We start from the raw sequence: 16,394 nt of genomic DNA, 5'->3' as shown, positions 1-16,394 counted from the left end.
GTAACAGTACGTAACATGTCAGTGCTTGACCGTAATCGACCGCGAACGATTGACTGCGGGGACCGGCCGCACCCCGGCCCCGCCGCCCTCGACGACATGAGGCCCCCGTTGAGTACCGAGCTTCTCGCCCCGCTCGATCTTGCCTTCTGGCACCTCGAATCGGACGCCCACCCGATGCACCTGGGCGCGCTCGCCGTCTTCGCCCCGGCGCCCGGCGTCGGTCCCGGGCGGATCCTCGACCTGCTCGGGACCCGCGCCGCCGCGATCCCCCGGCTGCGCATGTGCGTACGGGACGTCCTGCTGCCGGTCGGCGGCAAGGCCTGGACGGTGGACAAGGACTTCGACGTGCACCGGCACGTCGAGCGGGTCGACGTGACCGACGGCGACTTCATGGCGGGGGCCACCCGGCTGGCCGGCGAACTGATGGAGCGGCCGCTCGGGCGCGGCCTGCCGCCCTGGCGGATGTACCTGCTCCGCGGAGCGGACGGCGGGCCCTTCGCCGTCCTGGTCAAGCTGCACCATGCCCTGGCCGACGGGATGCGGGCCGTCGCCATCGGGGCCGGGATCTTCGACGAGATCGCCGCCGTCACCAGTGCCCGCACCACTGCCCGGGGCCGCACCGCCGTCCCGCCCCGCTCCTGGCTGCCCGACCCCCGGGAGATGGCGGGCATGGCGCTCGGCCGGATCGGCGAGGTCGGCCGGGCGCTCGGCGTGGGGGCCTCCGTCGTCCGCGCGGGCCGCCTCGACCTGTGGGGCCCCTCCGCCCTCACCGCCCCCTCCAGCGGCACCCGGCGGCTGGCCACCGCCGACCTCGACGCCGGGGACCTCCAGCGGATCCGGCGCGCCGAGGGCGGCACGGCCAACGACATCCTCCTGGCCGTCGTCGCCGGGGCGCTGCGCCGCTGGATGGCCGAGCGGGGCGAGTCCCTGCCCGCCGCCGACCCGCGCGCCCTGGTGCCCGTCTCCCGGCGGCGGCCCGGCGGACCCGCCGCCTCCGGCAACCGGCTCTCCGCCTATCTGCTGGGCCTGCCGGTCACCGCCGCCGACCCTCGGAGGCGGCTCCGGGCGGTCCGGACCGCGATGGATCGCAACAAGGCGGCGGGCCCCCTCAAGGGCGCCGGAGCCGTCGCCGTACTCGCCGACCAACTGCCGCCGCTGGCCCACCGGTTCGGCGCACCGCTCGCGGCCAACGCCGCCCGTATGCTCTTCGACGTCCTGGTCACCAGCGTGCCGCTGCCCCGCTCCGCGCTCTCGCTGGGCGGCTGCCCGCTGACCGCCCTCTACCCCATGGCGCCGCTGGCCCGGGGCCAGTCCCTGGCGGTCGCCCTGTCCACCTACGGCGGGCGGGTGCACGTGGGCCTGGTGGCCGACGGCAAGGCACTGCCCGATCTGGACCGGCTCGCCGCCGCCGTCGAGGACGAGTTCACGGAGCTGTACGCCCTCGTCACCGGCCAGGACCGCACACCGGTGTCCTGACAGGCGGCGGCGCACCGGCTGCGGCAGGCTTGAGCCATGCCCGAACTGCCCGAAGTCGAAGCCCTGCGGGTCTTCCTCGACGACCACCTGGCCGGCAAGGAGATCGCCCGTGTGCTCCCCCTGGCGATCAGCGTCCTGAAGACGTACGACCCGCCGCTGACCGCCCTGGAGGGCACGAGGGTCACCTCGGTCGCCCGGCACGGCAAGTTCCTCGACATCGAGGCGGGCGGACTCCATCTCTGCACCCACCTCGCCCGGGCCGGCTGGCTCCGCTGGAAGGACTCCTTCCCCGCCGCCCCGCCCCGACCCGGCAAGGGACCGCTCGCCCTGCGCCTGGTCACCACGGACGGCGACGGCTTCGACCTGACCGAGATGGGCACCAAGAAGAGCCTCTCGGTCCACCTCGTCCGCGACCCCATGGACGTCCCCCGCATCGCCCGCCTCGGCCCCGACCCCCTCGCCGACACCTTCGACCGCGACGCGTTCGCCGCGCTGCTCGCCGGGGAACGCCGCCAGATCAAGGGCGCGCTGCGCGACCAGGCGCTGATCGCGGGCATCGGCAACGCCTACAGCGACGAGATCCTGCACGTCGCGAAGATGTCCCCGTTCAAGCGGACCGCCGACCTGACCGAGGACGACGTCACCCGGCTGTACACGGCGCTGCGCACCACCCTGCGGGACGCCGTGGACCGCTCCAGCGGGGTGGAGGCGGGAAAGCTCAAGGCGGAGAAGAAGACCGGGATGCGGGTCCACGGGCGTACCGGCGAGGCCTGCCCGGTCTGCGGGGACACCATCCTGGAGGTCTCCTTCAGCGACTCCTCGCTCCAGTACTGCCCCACCTGCCAGACGGGCGGAAAGCCGCTGGCCGACCGCAGGCTCTCCAAGTTCCTGAAGTAGCGGCGGACCCGCACTCCCGAAGTGAGCCTCTGGCTCACCGTGACCGGCGTTCCTGAAATGGCGTCGTACCGGCTCACCGCGTGACCGTCACCAGTCGCCGCCCGTCCGCCGTGCGCACCTCGAAGTGGTCGATGCCCTCCGGCCGCAGCGCCGCCCCGCCCGACACCTCCACCGGACCGTCCTTCGCGCCCCCGGCCGACCAGCTGCCCACCGTCTCCTCGCTGCCGTCCCGGCCCACCGCGACCAGCGCGCACACCCCCACCACCGGAACCCGCGCCACCTCCAGCGCGACCGCCGTCCCCCACTCGCGCCCCGCCGCCGTCACCACCGCGGCCACCCCCGACGCCCCGTCCGTCCCGGACCACCGCTGCGTCGCCGCCCCCTCCGCCGGACCGCCCGACAGCCCGGCCACCGCAGCCGGGCCGCCCACCGCCAGCACCACCGCGGCCGCCACCAGCGCGAGCCGCCGCCGGCCCGCCCTGCGCCGCCCCGCCGCCACCGCCGCCGTCAGGCGTTCCGCGAGCCCGGGCCCCGGGGCCACCGGCGGCCCCACCACCGCCAGGCCGTCCCGCACCCCGGCGAACTCACCGGCCCGCACCCGGCACCCGGGGCACTCCGCCAGATGCTCCTCGAAGCGGAAGGTGTCGGCGCTCCCGAGCACGCCCAGCGCATAGGCCCCCACCCGGACGTGGGGTTCGGTCGTCTGCATGTACTGCGGTACGGGAACAAGCCGCGCATCACTCAAGCCACAGCCCTGGATACCCCCTAAACTCCGGCCTCATGCTGCGCGTACTCGCCGTCGACGACGAACAACCCGCCCTGGAGGAACTCCTCTACCTCCTGCGCGCCGACCCCCGTGTCCGCAGCGCCGAGGGCGCCACCGGGGCGACCGAGGCCCTGCGCCGCATCGGCAGCGCCGTGGACGCGGGCCCCGACGACCCGTCTGCCATCGACGTGGTCTTCCTCGACATCCACATGGCCGGTCTCACCGGGCTCGACGTCGCCCAGCTCCTCGCCGGATTCGCCGCGCCCCCGCTCATCGTCTTCGTCACCGCGCACGAGGGCTTCGCCGTCCACGCCTTCGACCTCAAGGCCGTCGACTACGTCCTCAAACCCGTCCGCCGCGAACGCCTGGCCGAAGCCGTCCGCCGGGTCGCCGAACAGGTGGGGGACCGGTCCGCACCCGTCCACGACAGCGCGAGCGACCAGATCCCCGTCGAACTCGGCGGCGTCATCCGCTTCATCCCCATCGACGAGATCGCGTACGCCGAGGCGCAGGGCGACTACGCCCGCCTGCACACCGCCGGCGGCAGCCATCTCGTCCGCATCCCGCTCACCACCCTGGAGGAGCGCTGGCGCTCCCGAGGCTTCGTCCGGATCCACCGCCGCCACCTCGTGGCGCTCGGCCGGATCGACGAGCTGCGCCTGGACGCGGGCAGCATGAGCGTCCGCATCGGAGAGGCCGAGCTCGCCGTCAGCCGCCGCCACACCCGCGCCCTGCGCGACCTCCTGATGCGCCAGGGCGGCCGCTGACCCGGGCCGGGAGGCCGCCGCTGACCTGGGGAGACCTTCCGGGGACCCTTCCCAGCACCACCCCGCGACGCCTACACTCCGAGCCCATGTCCGCAGAGCCAACCCCCCGGCGCGAAGTGGTCACCGGAGAGCCGCGGCGGGTGCGCCCGCTGCCCCGCTACCGCACCCAGTCGGAGATCGACGAGCAGACCGCCCTCGGCGGCGCCTACGTACGCTCGCTGATGCGCGGCCAGCTGCGCGCCGGGCTCACCGTCTTCGGCGTCCTCGCCCTCGTCGCGGGCACCTTGCCGCTCCTGTTCGAGGCGCTGAACAGCTCCGCCCTGGTCTGGGCGGTCCTCGGCTTCGCCACCTACCCGCCGCTCACCCTCGCCGCCTGGTGGTACGTCCGCCGGGCCGAGCGCAACGAACGCGACTTCGCCCGGCTGGTGGAGGGCCGCCCCGCCCCGTGAGCACCCCCGACCACATGGCGTCCTGGGTGGCGGTCGCCCTCGTCGTCCTCGCCACCGTCCTCGTCGGCGGCTTCGGCCTGCGCATCTCCCGTACGACCTCCGACTTCTACGTCGCCTCCCGCACCGTGCGGCCCCGCCTCAACGCCGCCGCGATCAGCGGCGAATACCTTTCCGCCGCCTCCTTCCTCGGCGTCGCCGGGCTCGTCCTCGTCCACGGCCCCGACATGCTCTGGTACCCGGTCGGCTACACCGCCGGATATCTGGTGCTCCTGGTCTTCGTCGCCGCACCGCTGCGCCGCTCCGGGGCGTACACCCTGCCCGACTTCGCCGAGGGCCGGCTCGAATCACGGCAGGTCCGCCGCCTGGTCAGCGCGCTCGTCGTCGGCGCGGGCTGGCTCTACCTCGTACCGCAGCTCCAGGGCGCCGGGCTGACGCTGAAGATCCTCACCGGCGCTCCCGGCTGGCTCGGCGACGTCCTCGTCGCCACCGTCGTCGCGGCCGCCGTCGCCGCGGGCGGCATGCGCTCCATCACCTTCGTCCAGGTCTTCCAGTACTGGCTGAAACTCACCGCCCTCCTCGTCCCGGCCCTCTTCCTGGTCCTCGCCTGGCAGGGCGACGGCCGCCCCCGGGTCAGCTTCGACGACCAGCTCGCCGTCTTCCGCGCCGACCACCCGCTGTACGCCACGTACGGGCTGATCGTGGCGACCTTCCTCGGCACCATGGGCCTGCCCCACGTCGTCGTCCGCTTCTACACCAGCCCCAACGGCCGCGACGCCCGCCGCACCACCGTCGCTGTCCTCGCCCTGGTCGGCCTCTTCTACCTGCTGCCCCCGATCTACGGGGCGCTCGGCCGGCTCTACACCCCCGAACTGCGGTACGGGGGAGACGCGGACGCCGCCGTCCTGCTGCTGCCCGCCCGGGTCATCGGCGGACTCGGCGGCGACTTCCTCGGGGCGCTGATCGCGGGCGGGGCGTTCGCCGCGTTCCTGTCCACCGCCTCCGGGCTCACCATGGCCGTCGCCGGGGTCATCACCCAGGACGTCCTGCCCTCGCGCGGGGTACGCCACTTCCGGCTCGCCACCGTCCTCGCCATCGCCGTGCCGCTCGCCGGGTCCCTGCTGGTCAGCCGGGTGCCGGTGGCCGACGCGGTGGGCATGGCCTTCGCCGTCTCGGCCTCCTCCTTCTGCCCGCTGCTCGTCCTCGGCATCTGGTGGCGGCGGCTCACCCCGCCCGGGGCCGTCGCGGGGCTCCTGCTCGGCGGCGGGTCCGCGCTCCTCGCCGTGGCCATCACCGTCAGCGGAGCCGTACGCCCACCGGGCTGGCCGCACGCCCTGCTCGCCTGGCCCGCCGTCTGGTCCGTGCCCGTCGGCTTCCTCGCGATGATCCTCGTCTCGCTCGCCACCCCGGGGCGCATCCCCCCGGGCACCAACGCCGCCATGACCCGCTTCCACCTCCCCGAAGCCCTCTCCTCCGCGCGAGCTGCCGTCGGGAGGGAGCGATGACCGGGGCCGCCGTCGCCGTGGTCGTCGTCCTCGCCGCGCTGCTGCTCGGCACCGGCTGGCTGCTGGGCCGCCGCACCGCCCGCCCGGTGCGCCCCAGCGACGTCGGCACGCCCGTCGAGCACGCCACCTTCGAGACCCTGCACACCGCGTCGCTGGCCGCCCCGCCGCTGCGGGCCGGGCTCACCGAGGAGAGCGCCCGGCGGGCCGCCCGCAGGCTGCGCTCCCTCCTCGGCACCGACGCCCTCTGCCTCACCGACCGGGAGCGGGTGCTCGTCTGGGACGGGGCCGGGCACCACCACGGCAAGGACGTGATGGGGCATCTGAAGGTGCTGCTGGACAACGGCCGCGACACCGCCTTCGACAGCGGCTGCGGTGACCTCGACTGCCCGCTGCGCTGGGCCGTCGCCGTCCCGCTCACCGTTGAGAACCGGGTCCTGGGCGCGCTCGTCGCCTACGCCCCGCGCGAGTCGGCGGTGCTGGCCCGGGCGGCGGGGGAGGTGGCGCGCTGGGTCTGCGTCCAGTTGGAACTGGCCGAGCTGGACCGCTCCCGTACACAGCTCATCGAGGCCGAGATCAAGGCGCTGCGAGCCCAGATCTCCCCGCACTTCATCTTCAACTCCCTGGCCGCCATCGCCTCGTTCGTCCGGACCGACCCCGAACAGGCCCGCGAACTGCTCCTGGAGTTCGCGGACTTCACCCGCTACTCGTTCCGCCGGCACGGGGAGTTCACCACCCTGGCGGACGAACTGCACTCCATCGACCAGTACTTGGCCCTCGTCCGCGCCCGCTTCGGCGAACGCCTCGCCGTGACCCTCCAGGTCGCCCCCGAGGTGCTGCCGGTCGCGCTGCCGTTCCTGTGTCTCCAGCCGCTGGTGGAGAACGCCGTCAAGCACGGCCTCGAAGGGGCGGTCACCCGCAGCCGGATCACCATCAGCGCCCTGGACGCCGGTTCGGAGGCGGAGGTGGTCATCGAGGACGACGGGACCGGGATGGACCCCGAGCGGCTGCGCCAGATCCTGCGCGGCGAGGGCGGCGCCTCCACCGGCATCGGCCTGCTCAACGTGGACGAGCGGCTGCGCCAGGTGTACGGGGACGACTACGGGCTCGTCATCGAGACCGGGGTCGGAGCGGGCATGAAGATCACGCTGCGGCTGCCCAAGTACCGTGCGGGCGTGCACGGTTCCTGAAGAGGTCCGTCAGCACAGATGGACGGCCAGATGCCCCAGCGGCAGCCCCAGCTGCCAGGCCGGCGTCCAGACCCGGACCTCGCCCTCCTCCGCCGGATCGGCCGACGACTCCCAGGCGCCGGGGCCGATCGCGTCCAGGTCCGCCGCGAGCAGCTCGGTCTCCTCCAGCCAGCGCCAGGTTGCCCGGGCCAGCGCCAGATCCGGATCGCCGGGCCCGGCGCACCGTTCCGACTCCGTCAGCCGCTCGCAGATCCAGCTGCGCCAGGTGCCCTCGTACGCCGTGAGCACACGTAGTTCGTCCACCCGGGGCTCGGGCAGGGCCCGCGGGGCGGGCGCGTCCCGGGGGAACTCGCACAGGAACATCGTCAGCGCGAGTGCGTCCCGCCCTGCCCGGAACTCCAGCGTCGTCGGCTCCATCAGATCGCCGGTCCGTAACAGCTCATCGGCCAGATACTCGGTGGTCAGCCAGGTCATCGGGACCCGGAGCCCGTTCCCACCGGTCCCATCCGTATCCTCGGGACGCATCCCGTCTCGCCTCTTTCCTTGCTCGGTACCGGGCTTCACGCAGCATTGAACCGGGGGCGGACGCCCCGCGTGGGCAGAAGGGGAGGATCGCCCAGGAGATGCGAGGCTGCGAATGAGTGCCGACCCCGGCGACGACCCGCATGTGCGCCTGCTGCTGGGGGCGTACGTCCTGGACGCCCTGGACGCCGAGGAGACCTGCCGGGTCGCCCGTCATCTCCAGGGCTGCGACGCCTGCGCCCGGGCCTATGTGGAGGTGGCCGACGCCTCCGCCCTGCTGGCGCTGCTCCGGGCGGAGGACCTGCGGGAGTAGCCGGGCAGCGTACGGGAGAGGACCCGAAGGGCATAGTACGAACGGGACTTGACGGTCCCCGCCGGGATGCCGAGCACCTCCGCCGTCTCGCCGACGCTCAGCCCGCGGAAGTAGATCTGCACCAGCACCGCGCGGTGCTCCGGGCTCAGGGTGCGCACCGCCTCCCGGACGTCCAGGGTGCGCACCGCGCGGTCCGCGGTGTCCAGGGCGTCCGGAGTGCTCTCCAGCACCGTGTCGCTGACCTCGACGGGACGGGCCTGGCGGGAGCGGCGCGCGTCGATGGCGAGGCGGCGGCCGACGGTGAACAGCCACGGCCGCATCGAGTCGTAGGGCGCGTCGAACGCCTCGGGGTGCTGCCAGGCGCGTACGAGCGTCTCCTGCACCAGGTCCTCGGCCCGCTGCCGGTCCCGGAAGGTGAGACCGAGGAGGAAGTGGAACAGGGCGGGGCCGTGTTCCCGCTGCAACTCCGCCAGGGTCCGTTCGTCGGTCGTCGTGGTGGTCTTCATGAACGTCCTCTCCCGCCGAGGCCCCTGACGGCCGCGTTGCCGACTGGCGTATACGAACGCATTCGGCGGCGCGGGAACAGGCGGTGCGCCGAGGCGTGCGACGAGCGGTCGCTCAGTGCGGCGAATGGTGCGGTGAACGGTCGAGGGGCCGTCGGGGTCGGCCGGTACGACCAGTTCAGCTAGGTATGCGGCAATGCTCCTTGATTCTCCGATATGAAGATCTGTGTAGTCGGATGGTCGTAATCATCCGAACATGGAGTCGAGCAGATGACGCAGCGCATCCGACCGGGCACCGTGGCCGCCCTCGCCCTTCTGCTCGCCGCGGCCACCGGCTGCACCGGGCAGCAGCCCACGACCCCCGCGCCGAGCGGATCGCCCGCCGCCGCCCGGGGTGCGGGCGGCCAGGACGCCGACGGGCCCCGCCCGTTCACGCTCCTCGCCGCGGGTGACGTCCTGCCGCACTCCTCCGTCATCGACCAGGCCGCCGTCGACGCGGACGACGCCGGCTACGACTTCGCCCCGATGCTGGCCGGTGTCGCCCCGGTCGTCTCCGGCGCGGACCTGGCGTTCTGTCATATGGAGACCGTGTACGGGAAGGAGGGCGGCCCCTACACCGGCTACCCGAACTTCAAGTCGCCCCCCGAGATCGCCACGGCCCTGCGCACCACCGGGTTCGACTCCTGCTCCACCGCCTCCAACCACACCCTCGACGACGGGGCCGACGGAGTCCGGCGCACACTCGACGCCCTGGACGAGGCGGGCATCCGGCACGCCGGCTCCGCCCGTACCGCCGCCGAGGCCGCCCGCCCCACGATCCTGCCCGCCGGACCGGGGAAGGGCGCGGCCAAGGTCGCCCACCTCGCGTACACCTACGGCACCAACGACATCCCGCTCCCCGCCGGCCGGCCCTGGACGGTCAACGTCACCGACGAGCGGAAGATCATCGAGGAGGCCAGGGCGGCCCGCCGGGCCGGCGCCGACGTCGTCGTCCTCTCCATCCACTGGGGCACCGAATGGCAGGACGAACCCGACGCGCGGCAACTGGAGCTCGCCGAGCGGCTCACCGCCTCCACGGACAACGGCCGCCCCGACATCGACCTGATCATCGGCACCCACGCCCATGTGCCCCAGGCGTACGAGAAGGTCAACGGCACCTGGGTCGTCTACGGCATGGGCGATCAGATCGCCGGAGCGATGGTCAACTACGAGGGCGCCCAGGACCCGCGCGGCAACCAGAGCTCGATGGGCCGCTTCACCTTCGCGCCGCCCGCGAAACCCGGTGAGCGCTGGACGGTGAGGAAGGCGGAGTTCGTCCCCCAGTGGTACGACACCGTCACCGGACGGGCCGTCAACCTCAATGCCGCCCTCGGCTCTTCCGGGGAAGGCGCCGAGCAGCTGCGCGAGGTCCGCGACCGCATCCGTACCGTCGTCCTCGGCCGGGGCGCGGACCGGGACGGGCTCCTCATGGGCAAGTAGCGGTCGGCGGCGGGGCCTACGGCACCACGGTGACCGGCCAGCGCCCCGCCTTCACCAGCCGCACCGCCACCGAACCGATGAAGCGGTGCCCGGCCGACTCCGATGCCCCGACCACCACCGCGTCCGCCTTCAGCTCGTCGGCCGCCGTCACCAGCCCGTTGTAGGGGTCGCCCCGGAAGGTGTGGAACTCCCAGCGCACGTCCCACACATCCCTGAAGCGCTCCGCCGCCTCCCGGATCTCCGAGACCAGGGCGTCCGCGACCTCCCCCGTCGCATCACCCACCGGTACGCCCAGGGCGGCGCCCGCCGTCATGACCGGCTGGACGTACACCAGGGTCAGCACGGCGTTCTGCCGGCGGGCCAGTCCGGCGGCGTAGGCCGCCGCGCGCATCGACGAATCGGAGCCGTCCAGCCCCGCGACGATCACCTTGGGGCCGTCCGTACCGCGTTCGAACCGATCGGGCTGCTGCTCTGTCACGGCTCCGAGGCTATCGGCTCGTCCCCGGAGGAAGCAGCCGGGCCGTCGGCGGGCCCCGACGAATATGAACATACTGCGTCGATCGGGTACAAAACGGTCGAGATCCGGTGTCGACGGGCGGGGCGGACGTCCGGCCGTGCGAGCAGTTGGCCATGACACGCGATCACACCGGACCCGAGCGCCGCACCCTGCTGAGGATCGCCCTCGGCCTCGGAACCGCCGCCGCCGTACACCTGGTCGTCGCCGATCCGGCATCGACGCCCGGCCGCCCCGCCCGCACCGCGGGCACCCCGCCCGCCGCTGCCGCCGGGCCTCCGGCGAACGTGCGGGGCCGGCCCTCCCCGTACCGGCTCGACCCCATGACCGCGGGGACGCCCGCCCGGTTCAGGCCGGCCAGGCCGCCCGTGCGGACCCGGCCCTTCGAGCACCTTCCCGACCTCGGTCACTCGATGGTCCTCAGCTTCGACGACGGCCCCGACCCGCTGTACACCCCGGGCATCCTGGCCACGCTGCGCAAGCACTCGGTCCGCGCGATGTTCTTCGTCTGCGGCGAGATGGCCGACGGCAACCCGGACCTGCTGCGCGCGATGGCCGACGACGGGCATGTGGTGGGCAACCACACCTGGTCCCACCCGCTGGTCCCGAAGCTCTCCCGCCCCGCGATCCGCGACGAGCTGGGGCGTACCAGCGACGTGGTGGAACGGGTGCTCGGCGCCCCGCCGCTGTGGTATCGCGCCCCCTACGGCGCGTGGAACCGCAACTCCTTCGAGATCGGGGCCGAGTTGGGCATGGAGCCGATGGCCTGGACCGTGGACACGCTCGACTGGAAGACACCGGGGACCGGCACGATCGTCCGCCGGGTGCTGGACGGGGCGGCGCCCGGTGTCGTCGTCCTCTCGCACGACGCGGGCGGCGACCGCTCCCAGAGCGTCGCCGCCCTGCGCCGCTACCTCCCCCGGCTGCTGGCGGACGGCTACCGCATCACGGTGCCGCACCGCGTCTGAGCACGCGCACACGACGGTGTCCCCGGCGGATCGCCGGGGACACCGTCGTGCGGGGACGCGTACGGTCAGCGGGTGTCGACGAGCCGGGCGAAGACCACCACGTTGCCGTCGTAGCCGCCCGCCTTGGAGTAGCCCCCGCCGCAGGTGATGACCCGCAGCTCCGCGTGGCCGGTGTCGCCGTAGACGCGGGAGCCGGGGAAGTCGTTCTTGGCGAAGACCTCCACCCCGTACACCTCGAAGATCCCGACCCGGCCGTCGTAGCGGGAGACCTCGACGCGGTGCCCCTTCTGGAGCGAGCCGAGACCGTAGAAGACCGCGGGGCCCGCCATGTTGTCGACATGGCCGACGACCACGGCGGTGCCCTTCTGACCGGGGGCGATGCCGTTCTGGTACCAGCCGGCGAGGTTGGGGTCCTCGGCGGGCGGGGCGTCGATCCAGCCGTTGGCGTCCAGGTTGACGTCGATGATCGGCGCGTCCACGTCGATGGAGCCGATCTTCACCCGGGAGGCGGGGGCGTACGGCAGCGGCTGCACCGGCTCGCCCTCCACCGGCGGGCCCGGGGCGTCCTGGGTGAGATCCAGCGAGGCGGCGGCCGCGGGCTGCGGCGGGCCCGCCTCCGAGAACTCCGTGCCGTTGCGCATGAGAGCGAGGCCGCTGAGCATCACCAGAGCGATCGCACCCCATGGCACCCGTCTGGTCCGCTCGCCCCCGGTGTAGTCCCGGCCCATGGTTCTCCCTTCGTCGCGACGCTGTGAACGTTAAGGGCGTCGCGTCCGGTCGGCGATCAGGGAGAGGCGAACGGGTGGCGGAGGGGCGGGCCCCACCGGGTGCCTCCGAGGGGTGACTGCCCATCGGAGTAATGAGCAGATAAAAGTTCTGACGGCCCGTGACCTGCGGATCCGTCAGATTCGGGGGTTCCCGTACGGCGTGTCGCGTCATCAAGGTGGAGCAACGCCGAAGTGCGATGCATCGGTCGACTGGTGAGTGTTCGTCATGGGAGACGTTCTCGTCGATCCAGCTCCGGGGGACCAGCCCCCGGGGGCGTTTCCCGCTGGAGGTTCACACCATGCGTGGTTCACGCGCTCTCGCGGTCACCGCGACCGCTTTCGCGGCCGTCGGGCTCGCGGCCCCCATGGCCGCCGCCACCAACGGCCCGGTCAACGTCGCCGTCAACCCTCAGTCCGTCCACCAGGGAGGCACGCTGAAGATCACCGCGCAGGGCTGCGGCCACGGCGGCAAGGTCTGGTCGAACGCGTTCCCGACGACCACCCTCTCCGCGGGTGACGGCACCAACTACGCCCACGCCCGGGTCCGGGACAACACGACGCCGGGGCAGTACCACCTGTCCGTGAAGTGCAACGACAACGACCGGGTCGCCACGCACAAGTTCACCGTGCTCGCCGGCAACGGCGCGCAGGGCGGGCTCGGCGGCTCGATGGGCCCGAGCTCCGTGGAGATGCAGGTCGGCGGCGGTCTGGTGGCCGCTGCGGCCGTCGGCGGCGCGGTCTTCCTCGTCCGGCGCCGGCGGACGAGCCATGCGGCGTTCTAAGGCGTCGAACCTCCCGCCCGGCCCGATACGCCCGTCGCCCCGAGTCCTGGATCAGGACCCGGGGCGACTGCCGTGCGCCGCATGTTCGCGGTCAGTGGCGGCGGTCGGCGTTACGGCGACGCGCGAAGTAGAGGGCGCCCGAGGCCGCCGCGACCACCAGGGCCCCGCCCGCCGCGACCTCCACCGTGTCGGTGGTGGCGGAGCTGCCGCCGAGGCCGCCGCGCACACCGCCCGGCACGAGCGCCGTCGAGCTGGCGGTCGGGACCGTGGTGGGCGTCGGGGTCGGGGTGGGCGTGGGGCTGCTCGTGGCGCCGCCGGTGATCGTCAGGTTGACGTTCCGGGAGGTGCCGGTGGAGCCGCACGTGAACGTCACCGCGTAGACGGCGCCCCGCCGTGCGTCGGTGTCGACGGTGGCGGTGGCCGTCGTACTGCCGCTCGGGATGGTGGTGGTGTCGAAGATGCCCGAGCTGACGGTCGTCTCGCCTGTGCACCCGCCGGCACCGAGGGTGATCCGGCCGCCCGGTGCGATGACCGAGGGGGTGATCGTCGGGTTGAACGTGCTGGAGGCCCCGTCCGGCGCGGCGAAGGCGGCGGACGGGGCGAGGAGCGTCAGGGCACCGGCGCCGAGCAGGGCGAACGGTGCGACACGTATCGCGCGCATGGTGGATCCTCCGGGTTCCCCGAGGGGCAGCTGCGGAATGATTTTCCACATAGCAGGAAAAATGCACCTCGATGCCCGACACGCTAGGAGGGGTCCGACCGACCCGCGATCGGTGTCCGGCGAATGGGTCACGCTGTCCCCCGACCGGCGCACCGGTCTGCTTGCCGGCCGGGGGAGCCGCAGGTCAGCGGGTGATGCCCGGGAACATGTCGAAGAAGGGGTCCGCGGTGGCCGAGATGCCCCGGCCGAAGGGCGCGTCGAAGTCCCAGATCAGAAAGAGCAGGAACGCGATCAGCGCGCTGAACAGGCCCGCCAGGAGCAGTTCGCGGAAACTTCTGCGGATCTGGAGCGTGAAGATCAGCCCCACGGTCACCAGCGCCCCGATGATCAGCCCGAACCAGACGACCCCGGGCATCGTCGCCCCGGCGTTCTGCTCCCGTGAGCTGCGGGCGTCGTCCGCCGCGGCCACCTGGTCGACCAGCGGCTGGTAGGCCTGCCCCTCGTGATCGGTCTTCGGCTCGTAGTCGGTGACGTCCGCCCTGACCTTGTCCAGCAGTTCGGTGCCGCGCTCGGTGAGCGTGTTCCGCTCCGACATCACCTTCCACTCGTCGGTGACGACATGGCTGACATAGGCGTCGACGTCCGCCCGGATCCGGTCGCGGACCTCCGCCGGATAGACGGAAGCGCGCGCCTGCACCTCGTGCAGCGCCTGCGCCTCGATGCGTACGGACTCCTGGGCGGCGCTGCGCCCCTCCCAGACCCCGGCGATGGCGAGCCCCAGGACGATCGCGTAGACCACCCCGATCATCATCGTCATGTACTCGATGACGTCAGGCGTCTCGGAGGGATCGTCGTCATCCCCGACCCGCCGGTTGTTCAGGACGACGATGATCAGGACGACCGCGCAGGCGGACGCCATGGCAATGCTCAGTACGAGCCATTCGGACATGCATCTCTCCTGGTCAGCGGGGCGACCGCGGCCGCAGCACGGCGACGGCGAACACCGCCGGGGCGGTGATGAGCAGCGTCAGCGACACCAGCGACGGCCCGCTCCGCGGCTTCTTGCGGGGCGGTTTGCGGTACGTGGGCAGCGCGACGGGCCGGGGTTTCGGCGGCTCGGTCCGCACCGGGGGCTTCGGCGAGGGCGAGGGCGAGGGCGAGGGCGAGGGCTTCGGGGGCGGCGCCGGTGCCGGAGGGGGTGGTGGCGGAGGAGGTGGCGATGGCGGAGGGGGTGGTGGAGTCGGCGGTTCCGCCACCACGGGCGGAGGTGGTGGTGGGGGCGGCGGGGGAGGAGGAGGTGGAAGTGGCGGCGGAGGCGGAGGCGGAGGGGCCGGTTTCGGCGAGGGCGGTGGCGGAGGCGGCTCCGGCTCGGTGACCGCGACGCAGCCCCCGTCGCCCGCCACGGCGACCGAGGAACCGCTCCCGTCCTGCCCGATCGAGGCCACCGCGCAGTTGTCCGCGGTCGCGGGCAGCGGTACGGCTGTCAGCCAGAGAAGTGCGGCGGCCGCCGTGAGCCGCGCGATGCGTGATCCGTACACGACGGGGAGCATGATCCACGCCACCGGGGAACACGCGGTCGGCGCAATCGATTCGCCTGATCGGGCGGTTGATGGGCCATTCGTGTTTGCCCGGCCGTCCTGACTCCCCGAATTCTTCTCGGACTTCCTTTGAACGCGACCCCGTCGGCTTCCCGTACCTAGGGCCACGAACGGCGCGGTCCCGCGCCGGCATCACAAGCGCTACGACGAAGCACCACGGGAGTCGACATGAACACCTGGCGCAACGCCTCGCTCGCGGTCACCGCGGCGGCTCTGTTGACGCTCACGACGGCGTGCGGTCAGGAGCAGGGCAGCACGTCGCCGAACGGCCAGGCGGTGGGCAACGCCGCCCCGGCCCAGCAGCCCGCCGAGAGCGGGTACGGATCGTCCGGCGGAGGATACGGCTCCGGGTCCGACACGGAAGCGGCGGAACCCAAGGAGGCCGGTCAACTCGCCGTCCAGGAAAGCAAGAAGCTCGGCAAGGTGCTCACCGACAGCGAGGGCTTCACGCTCTACCGCTTCGACAAGGACACCGCGAATCCGCCGAAGTCGAACTGCGAGGGAGACTGCGCCAAGGCCTGGCCGGTGGTGGCGTCGGGCAACGCCGTCGCCGCGGCCGGCACCGACGAGGAACTCCTCGGCGAGGTCTCCCGCCCCGACGGCACCAGCCAGCTCACCGTCGACGGCTGGCCGATGTACCGGTACGCGAAGGACACCGCCCCCGGCCAGGTCAACGGGCAGGGAGTCGGCGGCACCTGGTTCGCCGCGGCCCCGGACGGGAAGAAGGCGGCCAAGAACGCCGACAGCGCGGGGGCCGCCGAACCGGCCGATCCCGCGGGCCTTTCGGTCCGCAAGGACCCGGAACTCGGCGACATCGTGGTGGACGGCCGGGGCATGACGGTTTACCGCTTCACCAAGGACTCCGCCTGGCCGATGAAGACCGCCTGCACCGGCGAGTGCCTCAAGAAGTGGCCGGTAGTCGCCCCCATGGCCAAAAACGCGGTGGACGGTGTCACGACGAAGGGATTCGTCACCTTCGACCGCCCCGACGGCATCAAGCAGCAGACCATCGACTGCTGGCCGATCTACACCTTCGCGGGCGACAAGAAGCCCGGAGACACCAACGGGCAGGGTGTCGGCGGAACCTGGTACGCCGTTTCCCCGGATTCGAAACTCGTCGGCGCCACCAAGTAATCACGGACTCCCCAGAACAATCGCCCAGGAGCCCCAAGTGGCCCCGAACCACCGGGAAACGGCGCCCGGAGTGCCGGTCCGTCGCTGCCCGCACACGCGCAGCGACGGA

At 72.7% G+C, this 16,394-nt stretch carries 21 protein-coding genes; 13 read left to right on the top strand and 8 right to left on the bottom strand.

The window, feature by feature from the left end; all coding sequences use genetic code 11:
* Nucleotides 1–108: 108 nt before the first annotated feature.
* On the top strand, nucleotides 109–1,476 hold the full coding sequence (locus tag A3Q37_RS00725; protein ID WP_065476007.1) for a wax ester/triacylglycerol synthase family O-acyltransferase: 1,368 nt from the start codon (nucleotides 109–111) through the stop codon (nucleotides 1,474–1,476).
* A gap of 36 nt (nucleotides 1,477–1,512) precedes the next feature.
* Entirely contained in the window at nucleotides 1,513–2,373 is an 861-nt protein-coding gene (locus A3Q37_RS00720; RefSeq protein ID WP_065476004.1) for an Fpg/Nei family DNA glycosylase, read from the top strand.
* A 73-nt stretch (nucleotides 2,374–2,446) separates the two neighbouring features.
* Here A3Q37_RS00720 and A3Q37_RS00715 read toward each other — a convergent pair whose 3' ends face one another.
* Nucleotides 2,447–3,082: a zf-HC2 domain-containing protein gene (locus A3Q37_RS00715; RefSeq protein ID WP_065476001.1), complete on the bottom strand. Its 636-nt coding sequence runs from the start codon at nucleotides 3,080–3,082 to the stop codon at nucleotides 2,447–2,449.
* Nucleotides 3,083–3,153: 71 nt separating this feature from the next.
* Between A3Q37_RS00715 and A3Q37_RS00710 the strand changes: the two genes are divergently transcribed.
* From A3Q37_RS00710 to A3Q37_RS00695, 4 genes are all read left to right on the top strand, one after another.
* Entirely contained in the window at nucleotides 3,154–3,906 is a 753-nt protein-coding gene (locus A3Q37_RS00710) for a LytTR family DNA-binding domain-containing protein (RefSeq protein WP_065475998.1), read from the top strand.
* A gap of 86 nt (nucleotides 3,907–3,992) precedes the next feature.
* A complete protein-coding gene (locus tag A3Q37_RS00705) occupies nucleotides 3,993–4,355 on the top strand; it encodes a hypothetical protein (protein WP_006129159.1) in 363 nt (120 codons plus the stop codon).
* Nucleotides 4,352–5,857, top strand: coding sequence for a cation acetate symporter (locus A3Q37_RS00700; protein WP_065475995.1), 1,506 nt, complete (start codon nucleotides 4,352–4,354; stop codon nucleotides 5,855–5,857). Before A3Q37_RS00705 ends, A3Q37_RS00700 begins: the two co-directional genes overlap by 4 nt.
* The gene (locus A3Q37_RS00695; protein WP_065475993.1) at nucleotides 5,854–7,044 is read left to right on the top strand and encodes a sensor histidine kinase; all 1,191 of its coding nucleotides are present in this window, start codon (nucleotides 5,854–5,856) and stop codon (nucleotides 7,042–7,044) included. The genes A3Q37_RS00700 and A3Q37_RS00695 overlap by 4 nt, the downstream gene beginning before the upstream one ends.
* Before the next feature lie 9 nt (nucleotides 7,045–7,053).
* Here A3Q37_RS00695 and A3Q37_RS00690 read toward each other — a convergent pair whose 3' ends face one another.
* The gene (locus A3Q37_RS00690) at nucleotides 7,054–7,569 is read right to left on the bottom strand and encodes a hypothetical protein (protein ID WP_065475990.1); all 516 of its coding nucleotides are present in this window, start codon (nucleotides 7,567–7,569) and stop codon (nucleotides 7,054–7,056) included.
* 112 nt (nucleotides 7,570–7,681) lie between these two features.
* Here A3Q37_RS00690 and A3Q37_RS00685 point away from each other — a divergent pair, with 112 nt between their 5' ends.
* Complete coding sequence (locus tag A3Q37_RS00685; protein ID WP_065475987.1) at nucleotides 7,682–7,879, top strand: zf-HC2 domain-containing protein; 198 nt, start codon at nucleotides 7,682–7,684, stop codon at nucleotides 7,877–7,879.
* Here the strand turns inward: A3Q37_RS00685 and A3Q37_RS00680 are convergent.
* The gene (locus tag A3Q37_RS00680; protein ID WP_065475984.1) at nucleotides 7,813–8,385 is read right to left on the bottom strand and encodes a sigma-70 family RNA polymerase sigma factor; all 573 of its coding nucleotides are present in this window, start codon (nucleotides 8,383–8,385) and stop codon (nucleotides 7,813–7,815) included. The genes A3Q37_RS00685 and A3Q37_RS00680 overlap by 67 nt on opposite strands.
* Before the next feature lie 267 nt (nucleotides 8,386–8,652).
* Between A3Q37_RS00680 and A3Q37_RS00675 the strand changes: the two genes are divergently transcribed.
* Complete coding sequence (locus tag A3Q37_RS00675; RefSeq protein WP_065475982.1) at nucleotides 8,653–9,861, top strand: CapA family protein; 1,209 nt, start codon at nucleotides 8,653–8,655, stop codon at nucleotides 9,859–9,861.
* A gap of 16 nt (nucleotides 9,862–9,877) precedes the next feature.
* On the opposite strand, the gene A3Q37_RS00670 is transcribed toward A3Q37_RS00675, so the two are convergent.
* A complete protein-coding gene (locus A3Q37_RS00670; RefSeq protein ID WP_065475978.1) occupies nucleotides 9,878–10,339 on the bottom strand; it encodes a universal stress protein in 462 nt (153 codons plus the stop codon).
* A 152-nt stretch (nucleotides 10,340–10,491) separates the two neighbouring features.
* Here A3Q37_RS00670 and A3Q37_RS00665 point away from each other — a divergent pair, with 152 nt between their 5' ends.
* The gene (locus A3Q37_RS00665) at nucleotides 10,492–11,343 is read left to right on the top strand and encodes a polysaccharide deacetylase family protein (RefSeq protein ID WP_065475975.1); all 852 of its coding nucleotides are present in this window, start codon (nucleotides 10,492–10,494) and stop codon (nucleotides 11,341–11,343) included.
* Between the two features lie 65 nt (nucleotides 11,344–11,408).
* On the opposite strand, the gene A3Q37_RS00660 is transcribed toward A3Q37_RS00665, so the two are convergent.
* Entirely contained in the window at nucleotides 11,409–12,071 is a 663-nt protein-coding gene (locus tag A3Q37_RS00660) for a class F sortase (RefSeq protein WP_065475974.1), read from the bottom strand.
* A gap of 338 nt (nucleotides 12,072–12,409) precedes the next feature.
* On the opposite strand from A3Q37_RS00660, the gene A3Q37_RS00655 reads away from it, so the two are divergent.
* The gene (locus tag A3Q37_RS00655; RefSeq protein ID WP_065475972.1) at nucleotides 12,410–12,892 is read left to right on the top strand and encodes a hypothetical protein; all 483 of its coding nucleotides are present in this window, start codon (nucleotides 12,410–12,412) and stop codon (nucleotides 12,890–12,892) included.
* A 91-nt stretch (nucleotides 12,893–12,983) separates the two neighbouring features.
* Here A3Q37_RS00655 and A3Q37_RS00650 read toward each other — a convergent pair whose 3' ends face one another.
* The 3 genes from A3Q37_RS00650 to A3Q37_RS37040 all read right to left on the bottom strand — a co-directional run bounded on the left by A3Q37_RS00650 (nucleotide 12,984) and on the right by A3Q37_RS37040 (nucleotide 14,680).
* The gene (locus tag A3Q37_RS00650; protein ID WP_065475969.1) at nucleotides 12,984–13,553 is read right to left on the bottom strand and encodes a hypothetical protein; all 570 of its coding nucleotides are present in this window, start codon (nucleotides 13,551–13,553) and stop codon (nucleotides 12,984–12,986) included.
* Between the two features lie 184 nt (nucleotides 13,554–13,737).
* Nucleotides 13,738–14,502 (bottom strand): DUF4239 domain-containing protein, encoded by a 765-nt coding sequence (locus tag A3Q37_RS00645; RefSeq protein ID WP_065475966.1) that lies wholly within the window; start codon nucleotides 14,500–14,502, stop codon nucleotides 13,738–13,740.
* Between the two features lie 13 nt (nucleotides 14,503–14,515).
* Complete coding sequence (locus A3Q37_RS37040; protein WP_176711312.1) at nucleotides 14,516–14,680, bottom strand: hypothetical protein; 165 nt, start codon at nucleotides 14,678–14,680, stop codon at nucleotides 14,516–14,518.
* 92 nt (nucleotides 14,681–14,772) lie between these two features.
* On the opposite strand from A3Q37_RS37040, the gene A3Q37_RS36275 reads away from it, so the two are divergent.
* The 3 genes from A3Q37_RS36275 to A3Q37_RS00635 all read left to right on the top strand — a co-directional run bounded on the left by A3Q37_RS36275 (nucleotide 14,773) and on the right by A3Q37_RS00635 (nucleotide 16,285).
* Nucleotides 14,773–14,928 (top strand): hypothetical protein, encoded by a 156-nt coding sequence (locus A3Q37_RS36275; protein ID WP_176711311.1) that lies wholly within the window; start codon nucleotides 14,773–14,775, stop codon nucleotides 14,926–14,928.
* On the top strand, nucleotides 14,925–15,194 hold the full coding sequence (locus A3Q37_RS37035; RefSeq protein WP_065475963.1) for a hypothetical protein: 270 nt from the start codon (nucleotides 14,925–14,927) through the stop codon (nucleotides 15,192–15,194). Before A3Q37_RS36275 ends, A3Q37_RS37035 begins: the two co-directional genes overlap by 4 nt.
* 125 nt (nucleotides 15,195–15,319) lie before the next feature.
* Nucleotides 15,320–16,285 carry an SCO0930 family lipoprotein gene (locus tag A3Q37_RS00635; RefSeq protein ID WP_065475960.1) on the top strand — a complete coding sequence of 322 codons (966 nt, stop codon included), beginning with the start codon at nucleotides 15,320–15,322 and terminating at the stop codon, nucleotides 16,283–16,285.
* Nucleotides 16,286–16,394: the final 109 nt, after the last annotated feature.

The organism is Streptomyces sp. PTY087I2 (assembly GCF_001687325.1).
Taxonomy (GTDB): Bacteria; Actinomycetota; Actinomycetes; order Streptomycetales; family Streptomycetaceae; genus Streptomyces.
This window is presented reverse-complemented; position numbering and strand designations above follow the sequence as displayed.

Coding starts and splice junctions, on each gene's coding strand:
- A3Q37_RS00720 (WP_065476004.1), top strand. CDS start 1,513: ATGCCCGAACTGCCCGAAGTCGAAGCCCTGCGGGTCTTCCTCGACGAC.
- A3Q37_RS00715 (WP_065476001.1), bottom strand. CDS start 3,082: ATGCAGACGACCGAACCCCACGTCCGGGTGGGGGCCTATGCGCTGGGC.
- A3Q37_RS00710 (WP_065475998.1), top strand. CDS start 3,154: ATGCTGCGCGTACTCGCCGTCGACGACGAACAACCCGCCCTGGAGGAA.
- A3Q37_RS00705 (WP_006129159.1), top strand. CDS start 3,993: ATGTCCGCAGAGCCAACCCCCCGGCGCGAAGTGGTCACCGGAGAGCCG.
- A3Q37_RS00695 (WP_065475993.1), top strand. CDS start 5,854: ATGACCGGGGCCGCCGTCGCCGTGGTCGTCGTCCTCGCCGCGCTGCTG.
- A3Q37_RS00690 (WP_065475990.1), bottom strand. CDS start 7,569: ATGCGTCCCGAGGATACGGATGGGACCGGTGGGAACGGGCTCCGGGTC.
- A3Q37_RS00685 (WP_065475987.1), top strand. CDS start 7,682: ATGAGTGCCGACCCCGGCGACGACCCGCATGTGCGCCTGCTGCTGGGG.
- A3Q37_RS00680 (WP_065475984.1), bottom strand. CDS start 8,385: ATGAAGACCACCACGACGACCGACGAACGGACCCTGGCGGAGTTGCAG.
- A3Q37_RS00675 (WP_065475982.1), top strand. CDS start 8,653: ATGACGCAGCGCATCCGACCGGGCACCGTGGCCGCCCTCGCCCTTCTG.
- A3Q37_RS00665 (WP_065475975.1), top strand. CDS start 10,492: ATGACACGCGATCACACCGGACCCGAGCGCCGCACCCTGCTGAGGATC.
- A3Q37_RS00660 (WP_065475974.1), bottom strand. CDS start 12,071: ATGGGCCGGGACTACACCGGGGGCGAGCGGACCAGACGGGTGCCATGG.
- A3Q37_RS00655 (WP_065475972.1), top strand. CDS start 12,410: ATGCGTGGTTCACGCGCTCTCGCGGTCACCGCGACCGCTTTCGCGGCC.
- A3Q37_RS00650 (WP_065475969.1), bottom strand. CDS start 13,553: ATGCGCGCGATACGTGTCGCACCGTTCGCCCTGCTCGGCGCCGGTGCC.
- A3Q37_RS00645 (WP_065475966.1), bottom strand. CDS start 14,502: ATGTCCGAATGGCTCGTACTGAGCATTGCCATGGCGTCCGCCTGCGCG.
- A3Q37_RS36275 (WP_176711311.1), top strand. CDS start 14,773: ATGGCGGAGGGGGTGGTGGAGTCGGCGGTTCCGCCACCACGGGCGGAG.
- A3Q37_RS00635 (WP_065475960.1), top strand. CDS start 15,320: ATGAACACCTGGCGCAACGCCTCGCTCGCGGTCACCGCGGCGGCTCTG.